At 71.1% G+C, this 17561-nt stretch carries 14 protein-coding genes; 5 read left to right on the top strand and 9 right to left on the bottom strand.

The features are described 5' to 3' along the window. Nucleotides 1-58: 58 nt before the first annotated feature. Both mycP and ACFMQL_RS18845 read left to right on the top strand, forming a co-directional pair. Nucleotides 59-1201 (top strand): type VII secretion-associated serine protease mycosin, encoded by a 1143-nt coding sequence (mycP, locus tag ACFMQL_RS18840; RefSeq protein ID WP_364059869.1) that lies wholly within the window; start codon nt 59-61, stop codon nt 1199-1201. A gap of 232 nt (nt 1202-1433) precedes the next feature. Continuing rightward, nucleotides 1434-3977, top strand: coding sequence for a protein kinase (locus ACFMQL_RS18845; protein WP_378786267.1), 2544 nt, complete (start codon nt 1434-1436; stop codon nt 3975-3977). A 98-nt stretch (nt 3978-4075) separates the two neighbouring features. Here the strand turns inward: ACFMQL_RS18845 and ACFMQL_RS18850 are convergent, their stop codons facing one another. Genes ACFMQL_RS18850 through eccCa form a run of 3 tightly spaced genes read right to left on the bottom strand, consistent with a single transcriptional unit; the run spans nt 4076 to nt 9394 of the window. Further along, entirely contained in the window at nt 4076-5179 is a 1104-nt protein-coding gene (locus tag ACFMQL_RS18850; RefSeq protein WP_364059875.1) for a WXG100 family type VII secretion target, read from the bottom strand. 23 nt (nt 5180-5202) lie between these two features. Continuing rightward, nucleotides 5203-5535, bottom strand: a complete 333-nt coding sequence (locus ACFMQL_RS18855) for a hypothetical protein (RefSeq protein WP_364059878.1) — start codon at nt 5533-5535, stop codon at nt 5203-5205. After that, nucleotides 5522-9394: a type VII secretion protein EccCa gene (gene eccCa / locus ACFMQL_RS18860; protein ID WP_378786269.1), complete on the bottom strand. Its 3873-nt coding sequence runs from the start codon at nt 9392-9394 to the stop codon at nt 5522-5524. The genes ACFMQL_RS18855 and eccCa overlap by 14 nt, the downstream gene beginning before the upstream one ends. A 227-nt stretch (nt 9395-9621) precedes the next feature. On the opposite strand from eccCa, the gene eccD reads away from it, so the two are divergent. Further along, nucleotides 9622-11118, top strand: a complete 1497-nt coding sequence (gene eccD / locus ACFMQL_RS18865) for a type VII secretion integral membrane protein EccD (protein WP_378786271.1) — start codon at nt 9622-9624, stop codon at nt 11116-11118. Between the two features lie 29 nt (nt 11119-11147). Next, nucleotides 11148-11585, top strand: a complete 438-nt coding sequence (locus ACFMQL_RS18870; protein ID WP_364059887.1) for a YbaB/EbfC family nucleoid-associated protein — start codon at nt 11148-11150, stop codon at nt 11583-11585. 269 nt (nt 11586-11854) lie between these two features. Here the strand turns inward: ACFMQL_RS18870 and ACFMQL_RS18875 are convergent, their stop codons facing one another. The 6 genes from ACFMQL_RS18875 to ACFMQL_RS18900 are packed head-to-tail and all read right to left on the bottom strand — an operon-like array spanning nt 11855 to nt 16339. After that, entirely contained in the window at nt 11855-13264 is a 1410-nt protein-coding gene (locus tag ACFMQL_RS18875) for a hypothetical protein (RefSeq protein WP_364059890.1), read from the bottom strand. A gap of 19 nt (nt 13265-13283) precedes the next feature. Next, a complete protein-coding gene (locus tag ACFMQL_RS18880) occupies nt 13284-13697 on the bottom strand; it encodes a hypothetical protein (protein WP_378786274.1) in 414 nt (137 codons plus the stop codon). Then, on the bottom strand, nt 13694-15160 hold the full coding sequence (locus tag ACFMQL_RS18885; RefSeq protein WP_364059896.1) for a hypothetical protein: 1467 nt from the start codon (nt 15158-15160) through the stop codon (nt 13694-13696). Before ACFMQL_RS18885 ends, ACFMQL_RS18880 begins: the two co-directional genes overlap by 4 nt. After that, the gene (locus tag ACFMQL_RS18890; protein ID WP_364059899.1) at nt 15160-15546 is read right to left on the bottom strand and encodes a hypothetical protein; all 387 of its coding nucleotides are present in this window, start codon (nt 15544-15546) and stop codon (nt 15160-15162) included. The genes ACFMQL_RS18885 and ACFMQL_RS18890 overlap by 1 nt, the downstream gene beginning before the upstream one ends. Before the next feature lie 40 nt (nt 15547-15586). Beyond that, entirely contained in the window at nt 15587-15898 is a 312-nt protein-coding gene (locus tag ACFMQL_RS18895; protein ID WP_364059902.1) for a WXG100 family type VII secretion target, read from the bottom strand. Nucleotides 15899-15916: 18 nt separating this feature from the next. Next, nucleotides 15917-16339, bottom strand: a complete 423-nt coding sequence (locus ACFMQL_RS18900; RefSeq protein ID WP_364059905.1) for a WXG100 family type VII secretion target — start codon at nt 16337-16339, stop codon at nt 15917-15919. A 100-nt stretch (nt 16340-16439) separates the two neighbouring features. On the opposite strand from ACFMQL_RS18900, the gene ACFMQL_RS18905 reads away from it, so the two are divergent. Further along, nucleotides 16440-17561, top strand: coding sequence for a hypothetical protein (locus tag ACFMQL_RS18905; RefSeq protein WP_364059908.1), 1122 nt, complete (start codon nt 16440-16442; stop codon nt 17559-17561).

A 17561-nucleotide genomic window follows, 5' to 3' on the forward strand; every position in this document is an offset into this window, starting at 1 on the left:
ATCGGATACCGGCTGAACGTAGCTTTGCGGCGAATCGGGCGGGCTACCCTTTTTCTCCATGATTGGTCGCGCCCTCCTGGCCAGCATGCTCGCCCTGCAGGCTCCGCTCGTTCCCGCCGTCGCGGCCCCCGACCGGTGCAACCCGCCCAGGGGCACGGTCGAGGTCGGCGAGTCCTGGGCACAGAAGCGGCTCGACCCCAAACGCGTCTGGTCGCTGTCCACCGGTGCGAACGTCACCGTCGCGGTCATCGACACCGGCGTCGATCTCACCCATCCGCAGCTCCGCCTGGCCGGCAAGGCCGACCTCGTCGGCTCCGGCTACAACGACTGCGTCGGCCACGGCACCGCCGTCGCGGGCATCATCGGCGCCCAGTACGTCAGGGGCGTGCTGTTCCACGGCATGGCCCCCGGAGTGCGGCTGCTGTCGTACAAGTTCACCGACTCCGAGACCGACGGCAAGACCGAGCTCCTGATCAAGGGCATCAAGGCCGCCGCCGACCAGGGCGCCAAGGTCATCAACGTGTCGAGCAAGACCCTCGACCACCCCGCGCTCGAAGCGGCCGTACGGTACGCGCTCGCCAAGGACGCGGTCATCGTCGCCGCGGCCGGCAACGTATCCCGCAGGGACGGCACGCCCTCGCCCGCCTATCCGGCCAGCTACGACGGCGTGCTCGCGGTGGGCGCGGCGGGGCCGGACGGCGCCCTGAGCGAGTTCTCCAACAAAGAGACGCCCGTGTCGGTGCTCGGGCCGGGCCAGAACCTCGTCTCGACCTGGCCCGGCCGTTCCTACTTCAAGGGGCTCGACGGTACGAGCTACGCGGCGCCGTACGTGGCGGGCGTCGTCGCGCTCGTCAGGGCCCGCTATCCCACGCTCGACCAGGCGCAGGTACGCCGGCGCATCATCGCCACCGCCGACGGCGCCACCGGCGCGGGCAAGGGGGCCGGCATGGTCAACCCGATGCAGGCGGTGAGCGCGGTCCTGCCGTTCGAGCCAGAGAACGCGCCCGTCGTCGCGCCGCCACCGCCGAGCCCGCTCCCGAGCAGCGCCGTCACCAAGGCCGCGCCCGTCGACCACAAGGCGATCGAGCTGGCCGTGGTCATCGCGGTCTGCGCGGTGGGGCTGGCGCTGCTGGTGCTGGCGTTGCGGGTGGTGGTTCCGATGGGGCGCAGGAGGGGATGGCGTCCCGGACGTTCGACGTGATCGCGAGTGGGGCGTACGGCTGAGGCGCGATCGGCGCGCTGGGCGAGGTGCCGTCAGGGCGCTGTTGCGGCCGCGATCCTCCGCATTACCGCGCTGAAGTTGTCGGCCTGATGACTGCGATTGCAAGAAAACGGCACTGCGTTTTGTTGACCAGCGTCCGAAACGCCTGATGCTGATGTGACGGATCTGGTTCAATGTGATCAATCATGCTTTGCTGGTGAAAGGTTCGGGCATGCACCCTTTGCGCCCTGGGGATCCAGAGCGGATCGGCGCTTTCAGCATTGTCGGGCTGCTGGGAGAGGGGCCGAGAGGGGAGGTCTTCCTCGGGCATGAGTCCGAGGACGCGCCCAAGGTCGCCATCAAGCTGCTCCCCGCCGAGCCTGACTCCGAGCGCGAGCTCGACCGGTACCTCGGGGTCAAGCGGGTCTCCAGCTCGTACGTGGCGAGAGTGCTCGACGCCGGTTACCTCGGCGACCGGCCGTACATCGTGCGCGAGTACGTCGAAGGCAAGAGCCTGGCCGAGACCGTCGCCGGCGGCGAGCCGCTGAAGGGCGACGCGCTCGAACGCGTGGCCGTCGGCGTACTGACTGCGCTGTCCGCCGTGCACCTCGCCGGCCTGGCGCACCGCGCCCTCACCCCGCACAACGTGATCCTCAGCCCCGACGGGCCGCGCGTCACCGACGCCGCCATCGGCGACCCCGCCGGCGACCCCGCCTACCAGGCTCCCGAGCAGCTCAAGGGCCTCGAGTACGGCCCCTACGCCGACGTCTTCGCCTGGGCCGCCACCATCGTGTACGCCGGCACCGGGCGCCCGCCGTTCGCCGACGAGGAAGCGACGCTGAACGGCGAGCCCGACGTGGCCATCGAGGCCGAGCCGCTGCGCCGGGTCCTGCTGTCGGCCCTGACCAAGGAGGTCGGGGACCGGCCGACCACGTACAGCGCGCTCATGCAGGTACTCGGCGACGCCCCCGCCCCGAACGGCTCGAAGCCGGCCTCGGCCGCCAAGCCCAAGTCCGCGTCTGCGGCGGCCGCCGGAGTCGCCGCGGATGCGACCAAGGCGGCCACCGCCAAGTCCCCCGAGTCCGCACCGAACGAGAAGCCGCCTGCGGCGAACGGGCCGGGGTCGCCTTCGGCGGGTCAGCCGGGGACGCCTGCGGCGAGTGGGGCGGAGGAGCCTGCGGCAAGCAAGCCGGGGACGCCTCCGGTCAGCGGGGCGCAGCAGCCTGCGGCCGCCAAGCCGGACGCGCCTGCGGCGAGTGGGGCGGAGGCGCCTGCGGCGGGTGGGCCGCAGCAGCCGCCTGCAGCCGGCAAGGGCAAGCCCGGCGCGGAGGCGCCCCAGCCGCCCGCGCCCCGGCCGGCCCCCGACGGCCCGCCGCTTGAGGGCGTGCCGATCGCCCGCCCCCCGATGCAGGGCATGCCTGCGCAGGGCCGGTACCAGGGTCCGCCGCACGGTCAGGGCGGCCCGATGCCGGTGCCGCCGCAGGGCCACCCGCAGGGTCCGCCGATGCCGCCGCACGTGCCCGCCCAGGCCGGTCCCCTTCAGGGGCCGCCGATGCAGGGCCCGCCGCCCCAGGGAGCGCAGCAGGGCCCGCCCATGCCGCCGATGCACGGCTCGCCCATGCAGGGCCCGCCGAACGTGCCGCCGCAGGCCGGGCCGGGCATGCCCGGCCCAGGCGGGCTGGAGCCGCACGTGCACGCCCAGGGCCACCAGGGCCATCCCGCCACGCCCGAGGCCACCATGTGGGGGCCGCCGGAGTCCGACCCGCCGCAGCCGCCCGCCCAGATCAGGATCGAAAAGCCCGCGTCGCCCGCTCCGCGCAGGGGGCTGCCGCTGGGGCTGATCGCGGGTGTCGCCACGGTGGCGCTGGTCTCCGCCGTGGGCCTGTGGGGCGCCAACCGGTACGTACGCCTCCAGCAGGTCGACCCGTCCCTGGTGGCGCAGCAGGCGAACAGCGACGCCATCCCCACGCCCACCGCCACCACGACGCCCCCTGCGCCGCAGAGCACCGGCGGCCCCGGGAACCCGCAGGCGACCGCCGAGGCCACCGTCCCGTGGGCGGCCAGCGGCGATCCCAACGACGTGGGCCCGCTCGTGCTGCCCACCGAGTGGTCGTCGGCCACGCCTGACGTGCCCGAGCTGACCTCGGCGCCGACCACCCCGGCCCCGCTGCCGTCGCAGCCGGTCACGATTCCGACGCAGCCGCCGGTGACGGTGACGCAGCGGGCACAGCCGACGAAGAAGCGTACGGCCACGCAGACGGCCAAGCCGCGGGCGACCGTCACCAAGACGGTGCAGCCGACGCCGACCAAGACCGTCACCCAGACGCCGACCAAGACGCCGACCAGGAAGCCGGTCCAGCCGACGCGGCAGCCTGAGCCCGAGCCGGAGCCGACCAGGACGACGGCCAAGCCGGCGCCGACGAAGACCACGGCGAAGCCGTCCACGCCGGTCAAGAACCCGTACACGGCCACGCAGGTGTGCGGCTCCGGGTTCTCGGTGCAGCGGTCGATCTCGTTCTCCGGCGGTGTGACGTACCAGCTCTGGAACAACAGCACCGGCCAGAACTGCGCGGTCACCATCAAGACGGCGGACGTCGGCAAGAGCACCCCGACCGGCGTCACGCTCGAGGCGCAGGGCGGCGGCACCCAGTCCGACAACGGCAACTTCGAGTACTACGCGGGGCCGGTGAAGGTGAGCGCCAAGGGCAAGTGCGTGCGCATCTCCGGTTACGTCGGCTCGGGCAGGTCGAGCAGCGACTGGGCCAACTGCAACTGACGCCACTCCTGACGGTGACGCCCCCTGGGCCGGTGAGCGACCGGCCAGGGGGCGTCATGGTGTCCAGGGCGCGTCCCGTCGCCAGGAACACGCAGGGGTCAGTAGCCCACGTAGCCCAGGCCGTTCTTGGTGTTCACCACACCGGGCACGTTCGAGACGGACCCGTACCTGGCGATCGCGTACCGCACGCCCGCGATGATGTTGTCCACCGGGTCGTAGATGTTGCGATGCCCGTCCAGCGCGTACGCGTTGAACGTCGGGTCGATCGTCTGCATCAGCCCCTTGGACGGCGTGCCCCTGGCCGCGTTGGAGTCCCAGTTGTTGATGGCGTGCGGGTTCCCGCCGGACTCGTGCTGGATGATCAGCCAGATGTCGTTGACGTTCATCTTGGACGTCGGCACGCCCCTGGCGGCGAGGATCCTGACCGCCTCCTCGATCCACTCCCTGACCCGCTCGGGCGGCGCGGCGCCGCCGCCGGGAGGTGGCGGGCCGCTGGGCCCGTAACCGGAGAAGCCACCCGAGTGCCCAGCGGTGGTGACCGGCGCGCCCCGGCCGCCCTGCACGGAGACGCCGCCGTCGGGCCGGTAGTCGGGGTCGGCGACCCAGTCGAGGTTCGGGCCCTTCTCGGCGACGAACTCCTGCTTGGTGACGTCGGGGATGGCGCGGAAGGTCAGCTTGCGGTCGCGCAGGTGGCGATCGATGTCCTGCTTGGCCTTGGAGACGGCCGCCTCGGCCGAGTCCACCCACGGCTTGGCGTCCTTCTTGGCCCGCTCGACCAGCGCCGACAGCCCGCTGCGCATGTCCGCCTCGGTCGCGTCCGGATGATCGGCCAGGTAGCGGGTGCGGTAATTCGCGGCGTTCGTGTTGAGGTCGCGGCAGATGGAGGAGATCTCGGTGTGCGACTCGCGCAACGCGGAGGCGGCCTCGCCGAGTGAGGCGGCGCAGTCGCTCAGCGCCGACTTCAGGCTCTCCGCGGCCGTGCCGTACTCGCGCATGTACGAGTCGAACGCCTCCGCCGAGCGGCCGTTCCAGGCGTCCGCCACGTTCTGGACCGCCGACGCCAGCGCGCCTCCGAACTCCTGGACGTCGCCCGACGAGGTCCGCCACTGCGAGGCGATCGTGTCGATCGACCCCGGCGAGCCGGTCACCTTGCGCAGCATCTCGTCGAGCGCGGCGCCGCCGGGCAGGTGCCCGACGCTCACGGAATCACCCACGGCGTTCCCGCTCACGAGGTGGCCCGGTGGGCGCGGCGGATGTTCTCCTCCACCTCGCTCAGGCCTCGCTCGGTGGCCGCGAGCTTCTTGCGCGCCTCGTCCATCTCGCTGATGAGCGCGCTCCAGACGGCGTTGGCGGACGACGCGAGCCCCGCCGAGCTGGGCAGGTGCCCGAAGGTGTCGGCGCTGATGGGCGTGCGGTTGTTGCGGATCTCGCCCTTCGCGTCGTACGTCAGCTCGCCGGGATTACGCTCGACCAGCGTGTCCTGGTACTGGCCTGCCGCCTTCTTGATGGCGGTGCGGCACCGGTCCAGCACGGAGAAGTGGATCTCAAGGTCGGCCATGGTCGGCCCCCCTTTCTGCGTCCAGGAACGCCGTCTGCATCAGACGCGAGCCGAAGCGGCGGTCCACCAGGAAGCCGCGGCCCGGCGGGAGCGGCTGCGGGCGTACGTTGCCGAACAGGTAACCCTCGTCCTTGCTGCCCGACATGAGCAGCGCGGGCGTCGCCATGTCCTTCAGCCGCTGGATGACCGGGTCGAACATGGCCCGGCTCGCGCCGCCCATCTGGCGCGACAGCACCAGGTGCAGGCCGATGTCGCGGGCCTGCGGCAGCAGGTCGACCAGCGGTCCCAGCGGGTTCGCCGACGTCGCGACGAGGTCGTAGTCGTCCACGACGACGTACAGGTCGGAGCCCTGCCACCAGCTCCGGTCGCGCAGCTGCTCGGGCGTCAGGTCGGCCGGGGGCAGGCGGCTGAGCAGCGCGTCCTTGGCGTCGTTGATCAGGCTGGAGGCGGCGGCGCTCGAGGCGGCGTAGCCGATGCGGTGGGGCGTGGCGGCCGAGTCGAGCAGCGAGCGCCGGTAGTCGATGACGATCAGCATCGCCTCGCTGGGCTGCTTCCTGCTGACGAGCTGCTCGGAGATGAGCCGCAGCAGGTTGGACTTGCCGCTCTCGTTCTCGCCGAACACCACGAAGTGCGGGTCGGCGTCGAAGTCGAGCAGCACCGGCGACAGCGAGTTCTCGTCGATGCCGATGGGGATGCGGTCGGGGTCGTTCGGCAGCGCCGAGACCGGCAGCACGGCGGGCAGCAGCCGCACGGGCGGCGCGGACGGGCCCTGCCAGGACTCGCGTACGGCCTGCACCAGCGCCCGCACGCCGGCGGCCAGGTCGGAGGAGTTCTGCACCCCGTCGATCCTGGGCAGCGCCGACAGGAAGTGGAAGCCGTCCTTGGTCAGGCCGCGGCCCGGCGTGCCCTCGGGCACCGCCATCGCCTGCTTCCTGCTGACCTCCGACTCGTACGCGTCGCCCAGCTTCAGCTCGATCTTGGTGCCGAACAGGTCGCGGATGCTGGGCCGGAACTCCGACCACTTGTTCGTCGCGGCCACCAGGTGGATGCCGTAGCCGAGGCCCCGGGCGGCGAGGTCGGTGATGGTCGGCTCCAGCGACTCGAACTCCTGCCTGAGCGTCAGCCAGCCGTCCACGACCAGGAACACATCGCCCCAGCCGTCGCCCTCGATCTTGCCCTCCTGGCGCATGCGGCGGTAGGCGGCCATCGACTCGATGCCCTGCTCGCCGAACTCGCGCTCGCGCCGCTCCAGCAAAGAGGCGATCTCGGCCACCGTACGGCGGACCCGCTCGGCGTCGAGCCGGTTGGCCACGCTGCCGACGTGCGGCAGGCCCTCCAGCGACGCGAGCGCGCCGCCGCCGAAGTCGAGGCAGTAGAACTGCACCTCGCGCGGGGTGTGCATGAGCGCCATGCCGGTGATCAGCGTGCGGATCACCGTGCTCTTGCCGCTCTGCGTGCCGCCGGCCACGCCGATGTGCCCGGCCGCGCCGGAGATGTCCAGCCAGTACGGGTCGCGCCGCTGCTCGAACGGCTTGTCGATGATGCCGATGACGGCGTGCAGCCTGCCCCGGCCCTGCCAGCCGGTCGTGGTCAGGCCGTAATCGGGGGTGACCGACAGCGGTGGCAGCAGGTGCGCCAGGGTGGGCGGCTCGGCGAGCGGCGGCAGCCAGATGCGATGCGCGGGCGGCCCGTGCCCGGTCAGGCGGGAGACGACGACGTCGAGCAGGCTGCGCTGGCCCGCGGCGGCCGGTTCCGGCGTCTCGTCCTCGTCGTCGGGCTCCTCCGGCTCGGGGACCTCGGGCAGCGGCATGTAGGCGGGGCTGTACTCGACGATCTCGCGGATCGGCGCCTGGTCGCCCGATGCGCTGGACCGGCCGGGCTCGGCCTGGTGGGGGCCGGACACGTACGCGGCCTTGAACCGCGTCATGCCGGTCGTGTCGTACTTGAGGTAGCCGTTGCCGGGCGCGGGCGGCAGCTCGTACGCGTCGGCCACGCCCAGCACGACCCGGCTCTCCATGGCCGAGAACGTGCGCAGACCGATCCGGTACGACAGGTGCGTGTCCAGGCCGCGCAGCCGGCCCTCCTCCAGCCGCTGCGAGGCCAGCAGCAGGTGCACGCCCAGCGAACGACCGAGCCGGCCGATCATCACGAACAGGTCGATGAACTCGGGCTTGGCCGCGAGCAGCTCGCTGAACTCGTCGAGCACGATGAAGAGCGTCGGCAGCGGCTGCAGGTCGGCGCCCTGCTCCCGGGCGCGTTCGTAGTCGCGCAGCGAGGCGAAGTTGCCGGCCGCGCGCAGCAGCTCCTGGCGCCGCACCATCTCGCCGTGCAGCGCGTCGTGCATGCGGTCGACCAGCGGCAGCTCGTCCTCAAGGTTCGTGATGACCGCCGAGACGTGCGAGAGCCCCTCGAGGCCGAGGAACGTCGCACCACCCTTGAAGTCGACGAGGACGAAGTTGAGGATCTCGGACGAGTGCGTGATGGCCAGGCCCAGCACCAGCGTGCGCAGCAGCTCCGACTTTCCTGAACCGGTGGCCCCGATGACCAGCCCGTGCGGGCCCATGCCGCCCTGCGCCGACTCCTTGATGTCCAGCTCGACCACGCGGCCGTCGGAGCCGATGCCGATCGGCACCCGCAGCCGGTTGCGCCCTGCCCTGGGCTGCCAGGTGACGGCCGGCTGGATCTGCGCCGGGTCGCCCACGCCGAGCAGGTCGGTGAGGTTCATGCTGGTGCCCAGCAGGTCCTGGGTCTCGCCGTCGGAGCCGACCGAGATCCGCAGCGGCGCGAGCTGCCTGGCCAGCCCCTCGGCCCTGGCGTAGTCGAGGCGGTCGGGGTCGCCGAGCCGGGTCGATGTGCGCTTGCCGGTGTGGTCGATCTTCACCATGTGGAAGCCGTCGGGCTGGATGTCCAGCCGCAGCGTGGCGGCCTCCTCGACCGGTCCCGTCGCGTCCGACAGGTCGATGACGGTGACGCCCTGGATGGCGTCCGTGCCGAGCTGCGAGTCGTGCGGCACGTGCCCGCCGTCCACGATCACCACGTGGTACGGCAGCGCGTCGGCCCCCGCGTTCGGCCGGAACCTGGGCCGCTCCTTCAGCTCGTCGCCCACGAGCTTGTCGAGGTGGCTCATGTTCTCGGCCATGAGCCGCACCTTGCCCGCCGCGTCCACCTCGTCGGGGTGCAGCGCGTGCGGCAGCCACTTCACCCAGTCCCAGTGCGGCATCCACTCGCCGCTCGCGCACACCATGACCCGCATGTCGTCGGGGGAGTGGAAGGTGACGAGCTGCGCGATCATGGCCCTGACCAGGGCGCGCATCGCCCGCGGCTCGCCGGTGAGCCGGATCCTGGCGAACGAGTTGAGCGCCACCGCGACCGGCAGCCCGGCCACCGTGGAGTGCGCCCTGACGAAGCGGCGCAGCGCGCCCGCGGTCAGCGCGTCGAGGTCTTCGACCGGCTTGGTGTCGGGCGGCACGAGCTGCACGGCCAGCTTCTGCACGCCGGTGCCCAGGCGTACGGTGGCGAAGTCGTCGTCGCGCGGCCTGCGCTCCCACAGGCGCGGCCCCATGGCCACCCACCACAGCGTGTCCGGTGCCGGGCCGCTCCACTCCAGTGCCTCGCGCTGCTGGAGCGCGGCCTTGCGGACCCGCTTGCGGATCTGCGACAGGTAGCGGAAGTAGTCGCGGCGCAGGCCGTTGAGCCGGTTCTTGCGCTCTCCCGAGTTGCGGCCGAGCTGGCCGATCGTCATGCCCACCATGGAGACGGCGAACAGGCCGCTGGCCACGTACATGATGGGGTTCGCATTGCCGCCGGCGGTGAACATCAGTCCCATGGCGGCGGCGCCGGCCAGCATGGGCACGTACATCAGGACGCCGGTGAAGCCGCAGGCTGCACCTCGGGGATCTCGGGCGGCGACTCCAGAAGGATCTCTCCGCGCGGTGGCTGAGGACTCGGGCGGCGTTCTGGCCGCCGTACGACAACGATGCTCACTGGCGGGACAACCCTCCTGTCACCTGAGACACTTTCTTACCAGAGACGCCGTCCCTATATGTTCGCCATGTCGGATTTAGCCAGCCAGCCTCTGGAGTGGTCGTGACCTCGCTCGCCCACCAGCCGATGCAGCCGATGCGACCTGTGCCGCCCATGCCGCCCATGCCACCGGCAGGACCGGGCGGGCAGGTCGGGCAGGGCGGGCAGCCCCGGCCGCACGCGCCGCTGGCCCCGCTGTGCCACGTCACGATCGTCGCGCCGCGCCGCAGGGTGGACCTGGCGCTGCCCGCCGACGTGCCGCTGCCGCACGTGCTGCCCGGCCTGCTGCGCGCGGTCGGCGAGGCGGACGGCGAAGCGGCCGCCGCACCGGGCTGGGTGCTGCAGCGGCTCGGCGGCGCGCCGTTCGACCTCGGGCAGACGCTGAGCGCGCTGGGCGTGCTGGACGGCGAGATCCTCTACCTGCGCCCGCGCGAGGCGGCGCTGCCGCCCGCGCTCTACGACGACGTGGCCGACGTGGTCGCGACCGGCGTCTCGGAGAGCACCGGCAAGTGGGAGGGCCGCCACACCAGGCTGCTGGGCGCCGGGGCCGCGACCGTGCTGCTCGTGCTCGGCGTGCCCGCGCTGATGCTGTCGGCCAGCGAGCCGCTGGGCGTGACCGTGGTGGCCGGCATGCTCGCGCTGCTGCTGATCGGCGTCAGCGCGGCGCTGTCGCGGGCCGTGGGCGACTCATCGGCCGGCGCGCTCATCGGGTACGCGGCGCTGCCGTACGCCTTCGTGGCGGGCCTGTACGGCCTCATGAGCGGCGCCACGCTGTCCGGGGTGGGCGCGCCGCACCTGCTGGCCGCGATGGCCTGTACGGCGCTGGTGGCCACGATCGGCGGCACGGTCGTCGCCGACGGCGTGGCGGGCTTCCTCGGCACGGCCATCGCCGCCCTGGCGGGAGCGATCGCCGCCGCCATGGTGATGGTGTTCGGCGTGCCCGCCGCGGGCACCGCCGCCATGACCGTGACCGTGCTGATCTCGCTCAGCCCGCTCATCCCGACCCTGTCGTTCAAGATCGCCAGGGTGCCGCTGCCGCCGCTGCCCACCAACGCCGAGGAGCTGCGCTCCGACAACCAGCGCATCGACAGCGAGGGCATCCTGGCCCGCACCGCCCAGGCCAGCCGGTACGCCACCGGCATGGTGGCCGGCATCGCCATGACCGCGATCGGCGCGCTGATCTTCCTGGTCACCGAGCCCGGCTGGATGTCCGGCTCGATGGCCGTCGTGCTCTGCCTGGTGCTGCTGCTGCGCGCCCGCGTGTTCGGCGGCCTCGGGCAGCGGCTCTGGCTGCTGTGCACCGGGCTCGCCGGGCTTGGCGCGATGGCGGTCGCGCTCAGCGCGGGCGCGGGCACCGTCGGCGCGGCGGCCGTGGTGATGGCGCTGCTCTGGCTGTCGATGCTGGTCGTCGGGCTCGGGCTGTGGCTGCCGTCCGGGCGGCTGTCGCCGTTCTGGGGCCGGGCGGGCGAGATCGTGGACGTCATCCTGCTCATCGCGCTGTTCCCGCTCGCGCTCGGCGTGCTCGACGTCTACACCTGGATCCGCGGCCTGTCCGGCTGATCCCGTATACGAGAGGGTTGAACGACCGCATGATCGAGAGTGACTTCGGCGGCATCGACATCGACCAGCTGGTGAAGGACTCCGAGTCCCGGATGGCCCGCGTCGCGGCGCTGCAGGAGACGCTGGGCGGCCTCGTGGGCCGCGCGCAGGACGAGGACGGCCTGGTGACCGTGGAGATGGGCCAGACGGGGCTGAAGGATCTGATCCTGCACCCCAAGGCCATGCGCCTGACCTCAGGCGAGCTGGCCGAGCGCATCAAGCGGGCCTTCGAGGAGGCCGCCGCCGACCTGCAGCGGCAGCTGTCGGAGGTGATGGAGGAGGAGTTCGGCGAGAACAACCCGATGCGCTTCGCCACCGACCCCGAGAGCCAGATGGAGCTCGTACGGCGGGCGGAGTCGGTCGCCAACCGCATGTTCGAGGACGCGATGGGCGAGCTCGACCGCATCCGCAACCGCATGGAGGGCTGACCGGGCGGCGGCCGGGCCTCACGCGAGCCGGACGCCGGACCTCACGCGAGCCGGACGGCCGGGCCCCTTGCGAGGCCCGGCCGTCCGCTTTCAGCCCTTCGCGAGGCCGGCTCTCCAAGCCCTTCGCAGGGCCGGCTCTCCAAGCCCTTCGCAGGGCCGGCTCTCCAAGCCCTTCGCAGGGCCGGCTCTCCAAGCCCTTCGCAGGGCCGGCTCTCCAAGCCCTTCGCAGGGCCGGCTCTCCAAGCCCTTCGCAGGGCCCGGCCGAGCGCTCAGCCGAGCTTGTCCGGGCTGGTCTCCACCGGGGGCGACCAGATGTCGGCCTCGGAGTCGTAGTACTCCCTGGTGTGCTCGTCGCTGTTGTTCTGCCCGCCGGCCCCCATCGCGCCGGGCGGGAAGGCCATGAAACCGTTCCCGTTGCCCGGGGTGCTGCGCAGCACCGACGGGCTGGTGGCGGGAGCGCCGCCCCCGCCGTACCAGGGGCCCACGCCCGTGCCGCCGTACGGCGTGCTTCCCGGCGGCTGGGTGTTCGGGAAGATGGTGGGCGGCGTCGAGACGTAGGGGTTCGGCGTCGAGGTGTACGGGTTCGGTGTGGTCGTCGTGGGCGGCGGCTGGGTCGCCGTGGGGGTCTGCGCCAGCTCCGTGCGCTGGTTGTCGGGGCCGCCGATGACCGCGGGAGCCTCCTCCTGCCCCGGTTGCTGCTGCTGGTCCTGGCCGGGCTGTTGCTGCTGCTGGTCGCCCGTGCCCGGCTGCTGGGTGGTGGGGTCGCCGCCGTTGGACGGGTCGTCCTGGCCCTGCTGACCCGGGTCCTGCGGCTTGGTGGTGCCGTCGCCGGTGCCGCCGTTGCCGTCAGAGCCGGTGCCCGTGCCGTTCGAGCCGTCGCCGGTGCCGCCGGAGCCCGTGCCGCCGTTGCCGGAGCCGCCCGTGTGGCCGGAGCCGCCGGTGCCGTACGAGCCCTCCGACCCGGACCCGCCGGTCCACCGGCCGTCGCCGCCGCTGCCCGAGGTGTCGGTGACCCCGGGAACGTGCAGTTTCTTGGCCGGCTGGGTGTCCACCGTCAGCGGCGTGATCTCCGGGAGCTGGAAGGCCAGTCCCTCGGCGATCTGCAGGTTGATGTCGACGATCTCGATGTTGAGGTTCTCCAGATGCCGCCTGGCCTGCTCGTCGGCCAGCGGTGCCAGCGGCGTGTACGAGCCGCCGTTCAGGCCGCTGCCCGTGATCAGCGGCGGCGCGGTGCCGTCCGTACCGATGCCGCCGCCGGACTGCCCACCTGTCACGCCCCTGTTGACAAGGCCGGGAGCCACCGCCGGGGCGGGGACGGTCGAGCGGTAGTGCCTGACCCGCTCGGCGTACTTCTTCATCGGCTCGCCGGTCTTCTGCATGGCATCGCCGAGCGCGCCCGCGCTGGCGTGCAGCAGCCGCAGCGCCTTCATCGCCTGCCGGGCACTCGGGCCGCGCCACACCTCGGACAGGTCCTTGGCCGCCTTCATCAGCGCGCCCTGCACGCCGCCCTCGCCCTTGATCAGCTTGGCCGCTTCGACGTAGCTCTTACCGGCGGCCTCGATTCTGTCGGGGTCGGTGCCGTTCAGGTAGCTGACCACGCGCTCCCGGGTGACACTGATGTCGGGTTTGGTGGCACCCAGGTAGCTGTAGATCCTGATGGGCTCCCACTGATCGGCCATTTCTCATCCCTGCCGCTTCTCACGCACTGCTGTCGGCGTGACCCTTCTCGTAGTTCGCGATGGCCCGCTCCACCGCGTCGGCCCACTTCTCGACGTAGTCGATGAGCTGCCCGTAGCTGCCGCCGAACACCTTGTACGCCTGCTCGGTGTTGTAGCCGAAGCTGCTGGCCACCTCCCACGACCCGGTCTCGGCGGGGCCGACGTTGCCCAGCCCTGACACCTCGCCGATCGTGCCGGGGCCGCTCCAGGTGGCGCTCATGTTCGCGGGCGCGTTGCCGCGCAGCGCGCCGAGCTGCTCACGCAGCCGCGAGACGACCTTCCTGACCTCGGTGTGGTCGACGTACGGGCCCCGCCCGTCGTCCTCGATGCCCGGGAAATCCTTGGCCAGTTCCAGCTCGGGAACGGGGGATCCGCCGTCGTCAACCGGTCTCATGCCCTGCCTTTCGATTCACCGGTGATGTGCGCCTCGGTGGTCGGCACATCGCTGGTGAAGTAGTCCTCGTCATCCCATACGTACGCGGCCCGCTCCATCTCGTTCTTCCGCTCCTCCCGCTTCTGGCCGCCCGCGGGGAGGAACGGCATCATCGGCATGCCGCCGCCCAGGCCGCGCATGCCGGCCGTGGCCGCCGCACCGCCGGGGGCGCCGACGCCGCCGAAGGCGCCGCCGTAGCCGCCACCGCCTCCCGTGCCGGGCCCGGTGACGTAGCCGCTGCCGATCCCGTTGGTGGTGGGGGTGCCGCCGAGATTGGGGTTGGGGTAGGCGCCGAGCTGTGACGGGTCCGGCAGGCCCGCGAGCGAGGTGCTCGGCGGGTCGGGCAGGCCGGTGGTGCCGTCGAGCCCGCTGGTGTCGGGGACGTTCACGCCGTTGAGCGCGTTCGTCCCGTCGAGCCCGGAGCCGTTCTGGCCGGTGCCGTCCGCCCCTGTCCCGTCGAGGCCCGTGCCGTCGGGGACGTTCACGTCGCGGAGCCCGGTCCTGTCCAGGCCGGTGCCGTCCTGCCCGTTGCCGGGGTCGCCGATCCCGTAGGAACCGGGAATCCGGTGCCGGCTGGGGTCGAAGAGGCCGTCCTGACCAGGGGCTTCGAAGCCGTCCATGCCCGGCCCCGTCCGTTTGTGGTCGCCGAACCTGACGTTGCTGACGTCGTACGGGAGGTCCGGCAGAGGGGTCGGCAGGCCGTCGAAGATCGGGATATCGGTCCGCAGCTCCGCGGGGAACACCTGGTTGTTGGCCGCGGTGGCCTCGCTGAGCAGCCGGAGGTGCTCCTTGGCGAGCTTCCTGTCCTTCTCCTCCTTGGACTCTCCGACGATGTTGACGAAGGGGCCGTCGGTGAAGAAGGACGTGACGCCGCCCGCGACCGTGCCGAAGATGGCGCCGACCACCGCGCCCGGCCCGGCGCCGAAACCCCCCGCGAGCGCGCCCACGGCCGCGCCCACGCCCGCTCCCGTCATTCCTCCCTGGAAGGCGGCCTCAAGGAAGTCGACGTCGCGGTCGGGCGTCTGCGGCAGGTTCTTCCCGCTGTAGGCGGCAAGCGTGTGCGCCTGTAGCAGGAGCGCGGGGGCGACGCCCTTGGGGTGCGCGGGGCACTGCTGGGCGTTCACGGGCTGGTCGCTGATCGTGGTGGACACGTCGGCGGCCGCGTCGCGCAGCTTGCGCAGCGCCTTCTTGACCGTCTTGGCGTCCTTGCCCACGGTCCAGCGCTCGTTCAGCACGCGCAGGTGGTGGTCGATCACCTCGACGAGGTCGTCGAGGCGCCGCTTGGCGGTGATCATCTCACCGGCCGCCTCGCGGATCAGGTCCGGCTTGTTCGCGGTCAGCGCATCACGCACCATCTGCGTGGTGGCACCGTCGAACTCCGTCTGATCGATCTGCGCCCTGATGGGTGACTGCTGCTCGGCCATCAGACCTGCATGGACTTGGAGCGCTGGGAGCTGTCCAGCTCGGCGCCGTCGTAGTTCTTCACGGCCTGATCGAGCAGCTCGATGGCGGCTTCCAGCTGGGTGACGATGCCGGCGTACGCGCTGGTGACCGCTGTGATGCCGTTGTAGGCGCTCCTCTGGAAGCCCATTGCGGCAGGCCAGAAGCCGGACATGGCATGAGTGTCCGCGCTCAGCCGGCCGACCGGTCCGGTGTTCGTGAAGACCGGCGACAGTTTGCCGCCGGTCTTCTCCGGGGCCAGTTTGCCGCCGGTCTTCTCCGGGGCCAGCTTTTCGAGGGCTTCCTGCAGGTCCGTCTTCGCCGCCTTGATCGCTCGCCTGCTGAGGTCCACTCCACGATCGGTGCCCATGCTCCCCCTTCGTCAGGGCCCCGGCACGTACGCCTGGGTCTTACCTGTGGTCGAAGATCCGGGTGTTGATCATCTCGACCTGCTGCATGTTCATGTTCGTGACGTTGATGTTCGTCTTGAGCGCGTCAACGAACTGCGACATGTCGCGGGCCTCGGCCTGCCAGAGCCGGCGGACCTCGTCGAAGACGGTCTTGGTCTGGCCCTGCCAGATCGCGCTCTTGGCCAGCAGGTCGCGCTCGAGGTCTTCGAGGCAGGTGACCATGTCGTTGAAGGCCTTGGCGAAGGCTTCCTCGCCCTTGCCCAGGCCAGAGAAGTTGACCTTTGTGATATCGAAGATGTCATCTGCAGGCATGTTGTCCTCCGGAGTGCGTCAGAGACGGCTGTTGAAACCAGCGTTGATCGCGGCGGCGATCTTGTTGGTCGCCTCCTCGCGCTCCTGGTTGAACTGGACGTAGTTCTTGTTGCTGGTCGTGATGTTCTCAGCCAGCCGCTGCAGGCTCTCCATCACCTTGTCGAAGCGCTCGTGCCAGATCCTGTGCACGGCGGCGAAGGCCGCCTCCGACTGGCCGACCCAGCTGTGCTTGAGCTCGATGCCGGCGTTGTCGAGGTTGCGCTGGATGGCGCGCAGACGGATCGCCGCGTCCTCGATGCGCTGCACCGCCGCGATGAGATCGGATTGGCTTACTTGAGTCTGCGGTTCAGCGCCCACAGGCTCTCCCTTCCTTGCTGGTCGGCTTACTACCGCCGACCGCGCGCTGTCGGCACGGTCGTCACAGTAGTGAAGATCGGTCACTAGGGTCGCACGTGATCACGTTAATTTTCCATATCAATGGGGTGGAAGGTGCTGTTTTGCCAGATAACGTGTCTTGGGCGCGATGTGACTAAGGGGGCGTATGTCGAACTCATCGTCCGGAAGTGACCCGTTCTCCACCGCTCTAGGGAATGCGGGGGGCGCGCTCGGCTCGTTCGGTCCCGCCGCTCAGGACCCCGAGTTCCACATGAAGTACTCCAGCGTGCGGAAGCTGGGGAAGAGCGTCGGCGACTACGCCCCGAGCATGCAGTCCCTGAGCGACAAGACTCGGGCGATCGACATGCACACGTTCACCTTCGGCCTGATCGGCGGGGGTCTGAACGTGGCGCACCGGTCCGTGCGCGACGCCGCCGCCGACGCGTTCCAGCAGGGCAAGGAGGTGCTGGAGTCATGGCGGCAGGCGATCAACGACATCGCCACCAACGGTGAGACCGCCGAGGAGGCCAGCAAGATCAAGAAAAACGTCGGCGGCGGGCTGAACACCGGCGGGATCAAGACGCCCTTGTCTCCGAAGATGCCCGATTCGTTCGACACCGGGATGCCCGAGGGGTTCGACACGCCGACGCCCGACCCCAATGCTCTCGATCCGCAGGGCGGGCGCGACCTCGACGACATCGGCACCGACATCCCCGACCCGAACGACCCCCGCCTGCAAACCCCCGACCCGAACGACCCGAACCTGCAAAATCCCGGATTGAACGATCCGAACCTGCAGAACCCCGGTCTCAACGACCCGAACCTGCAGACCCCGGGGCTGAACGATCCCAATCTTCAGAATCCCGCGCTCAACACCCCCAACCTCAACAGCCCCGATCTCAAGGGGCTCAACCAGCCGTCGCCCACCGACCTGGCCGGCATCGACCGCAACCTCGCCAACCAGATCCCCCAGGCGCGCATGCCCGACGCCACCGCCTTCGACCCGCGCACGACGAACGGCATGCCGCGGACGAGCCTCTATCCCGAGAGCGGCATGGGGTTCGGCGGCTCCGGCGGTGGCGCGGCGGGCGGCGCGCCACCGCCGGGCAGCATCTCCAGGGCGCTGAACTCCGGCATGCCCATCTATCCGCCGCCCATGGGCGGCGCCGCGGCCGGGAACCGGGAGGAGAAGACCGGTGAGAGCGGCCCGTACCTGAGCGAGGACGAGAGCACCTGGGGCTTCGACGAAGAGGCCGGTCCCGCCGTCATCCGCAGCGAGGAGGAGTAA

Source organism: Nonomuraea fastidiosa (assembly GCF_042751225.1).
GTDB lineage: Bacteria > Actinomycetota > Actinomycetes > Streptosporangiales > Streptosporangiaceae > Nonomuraea > Nonomuraea fastidiosa.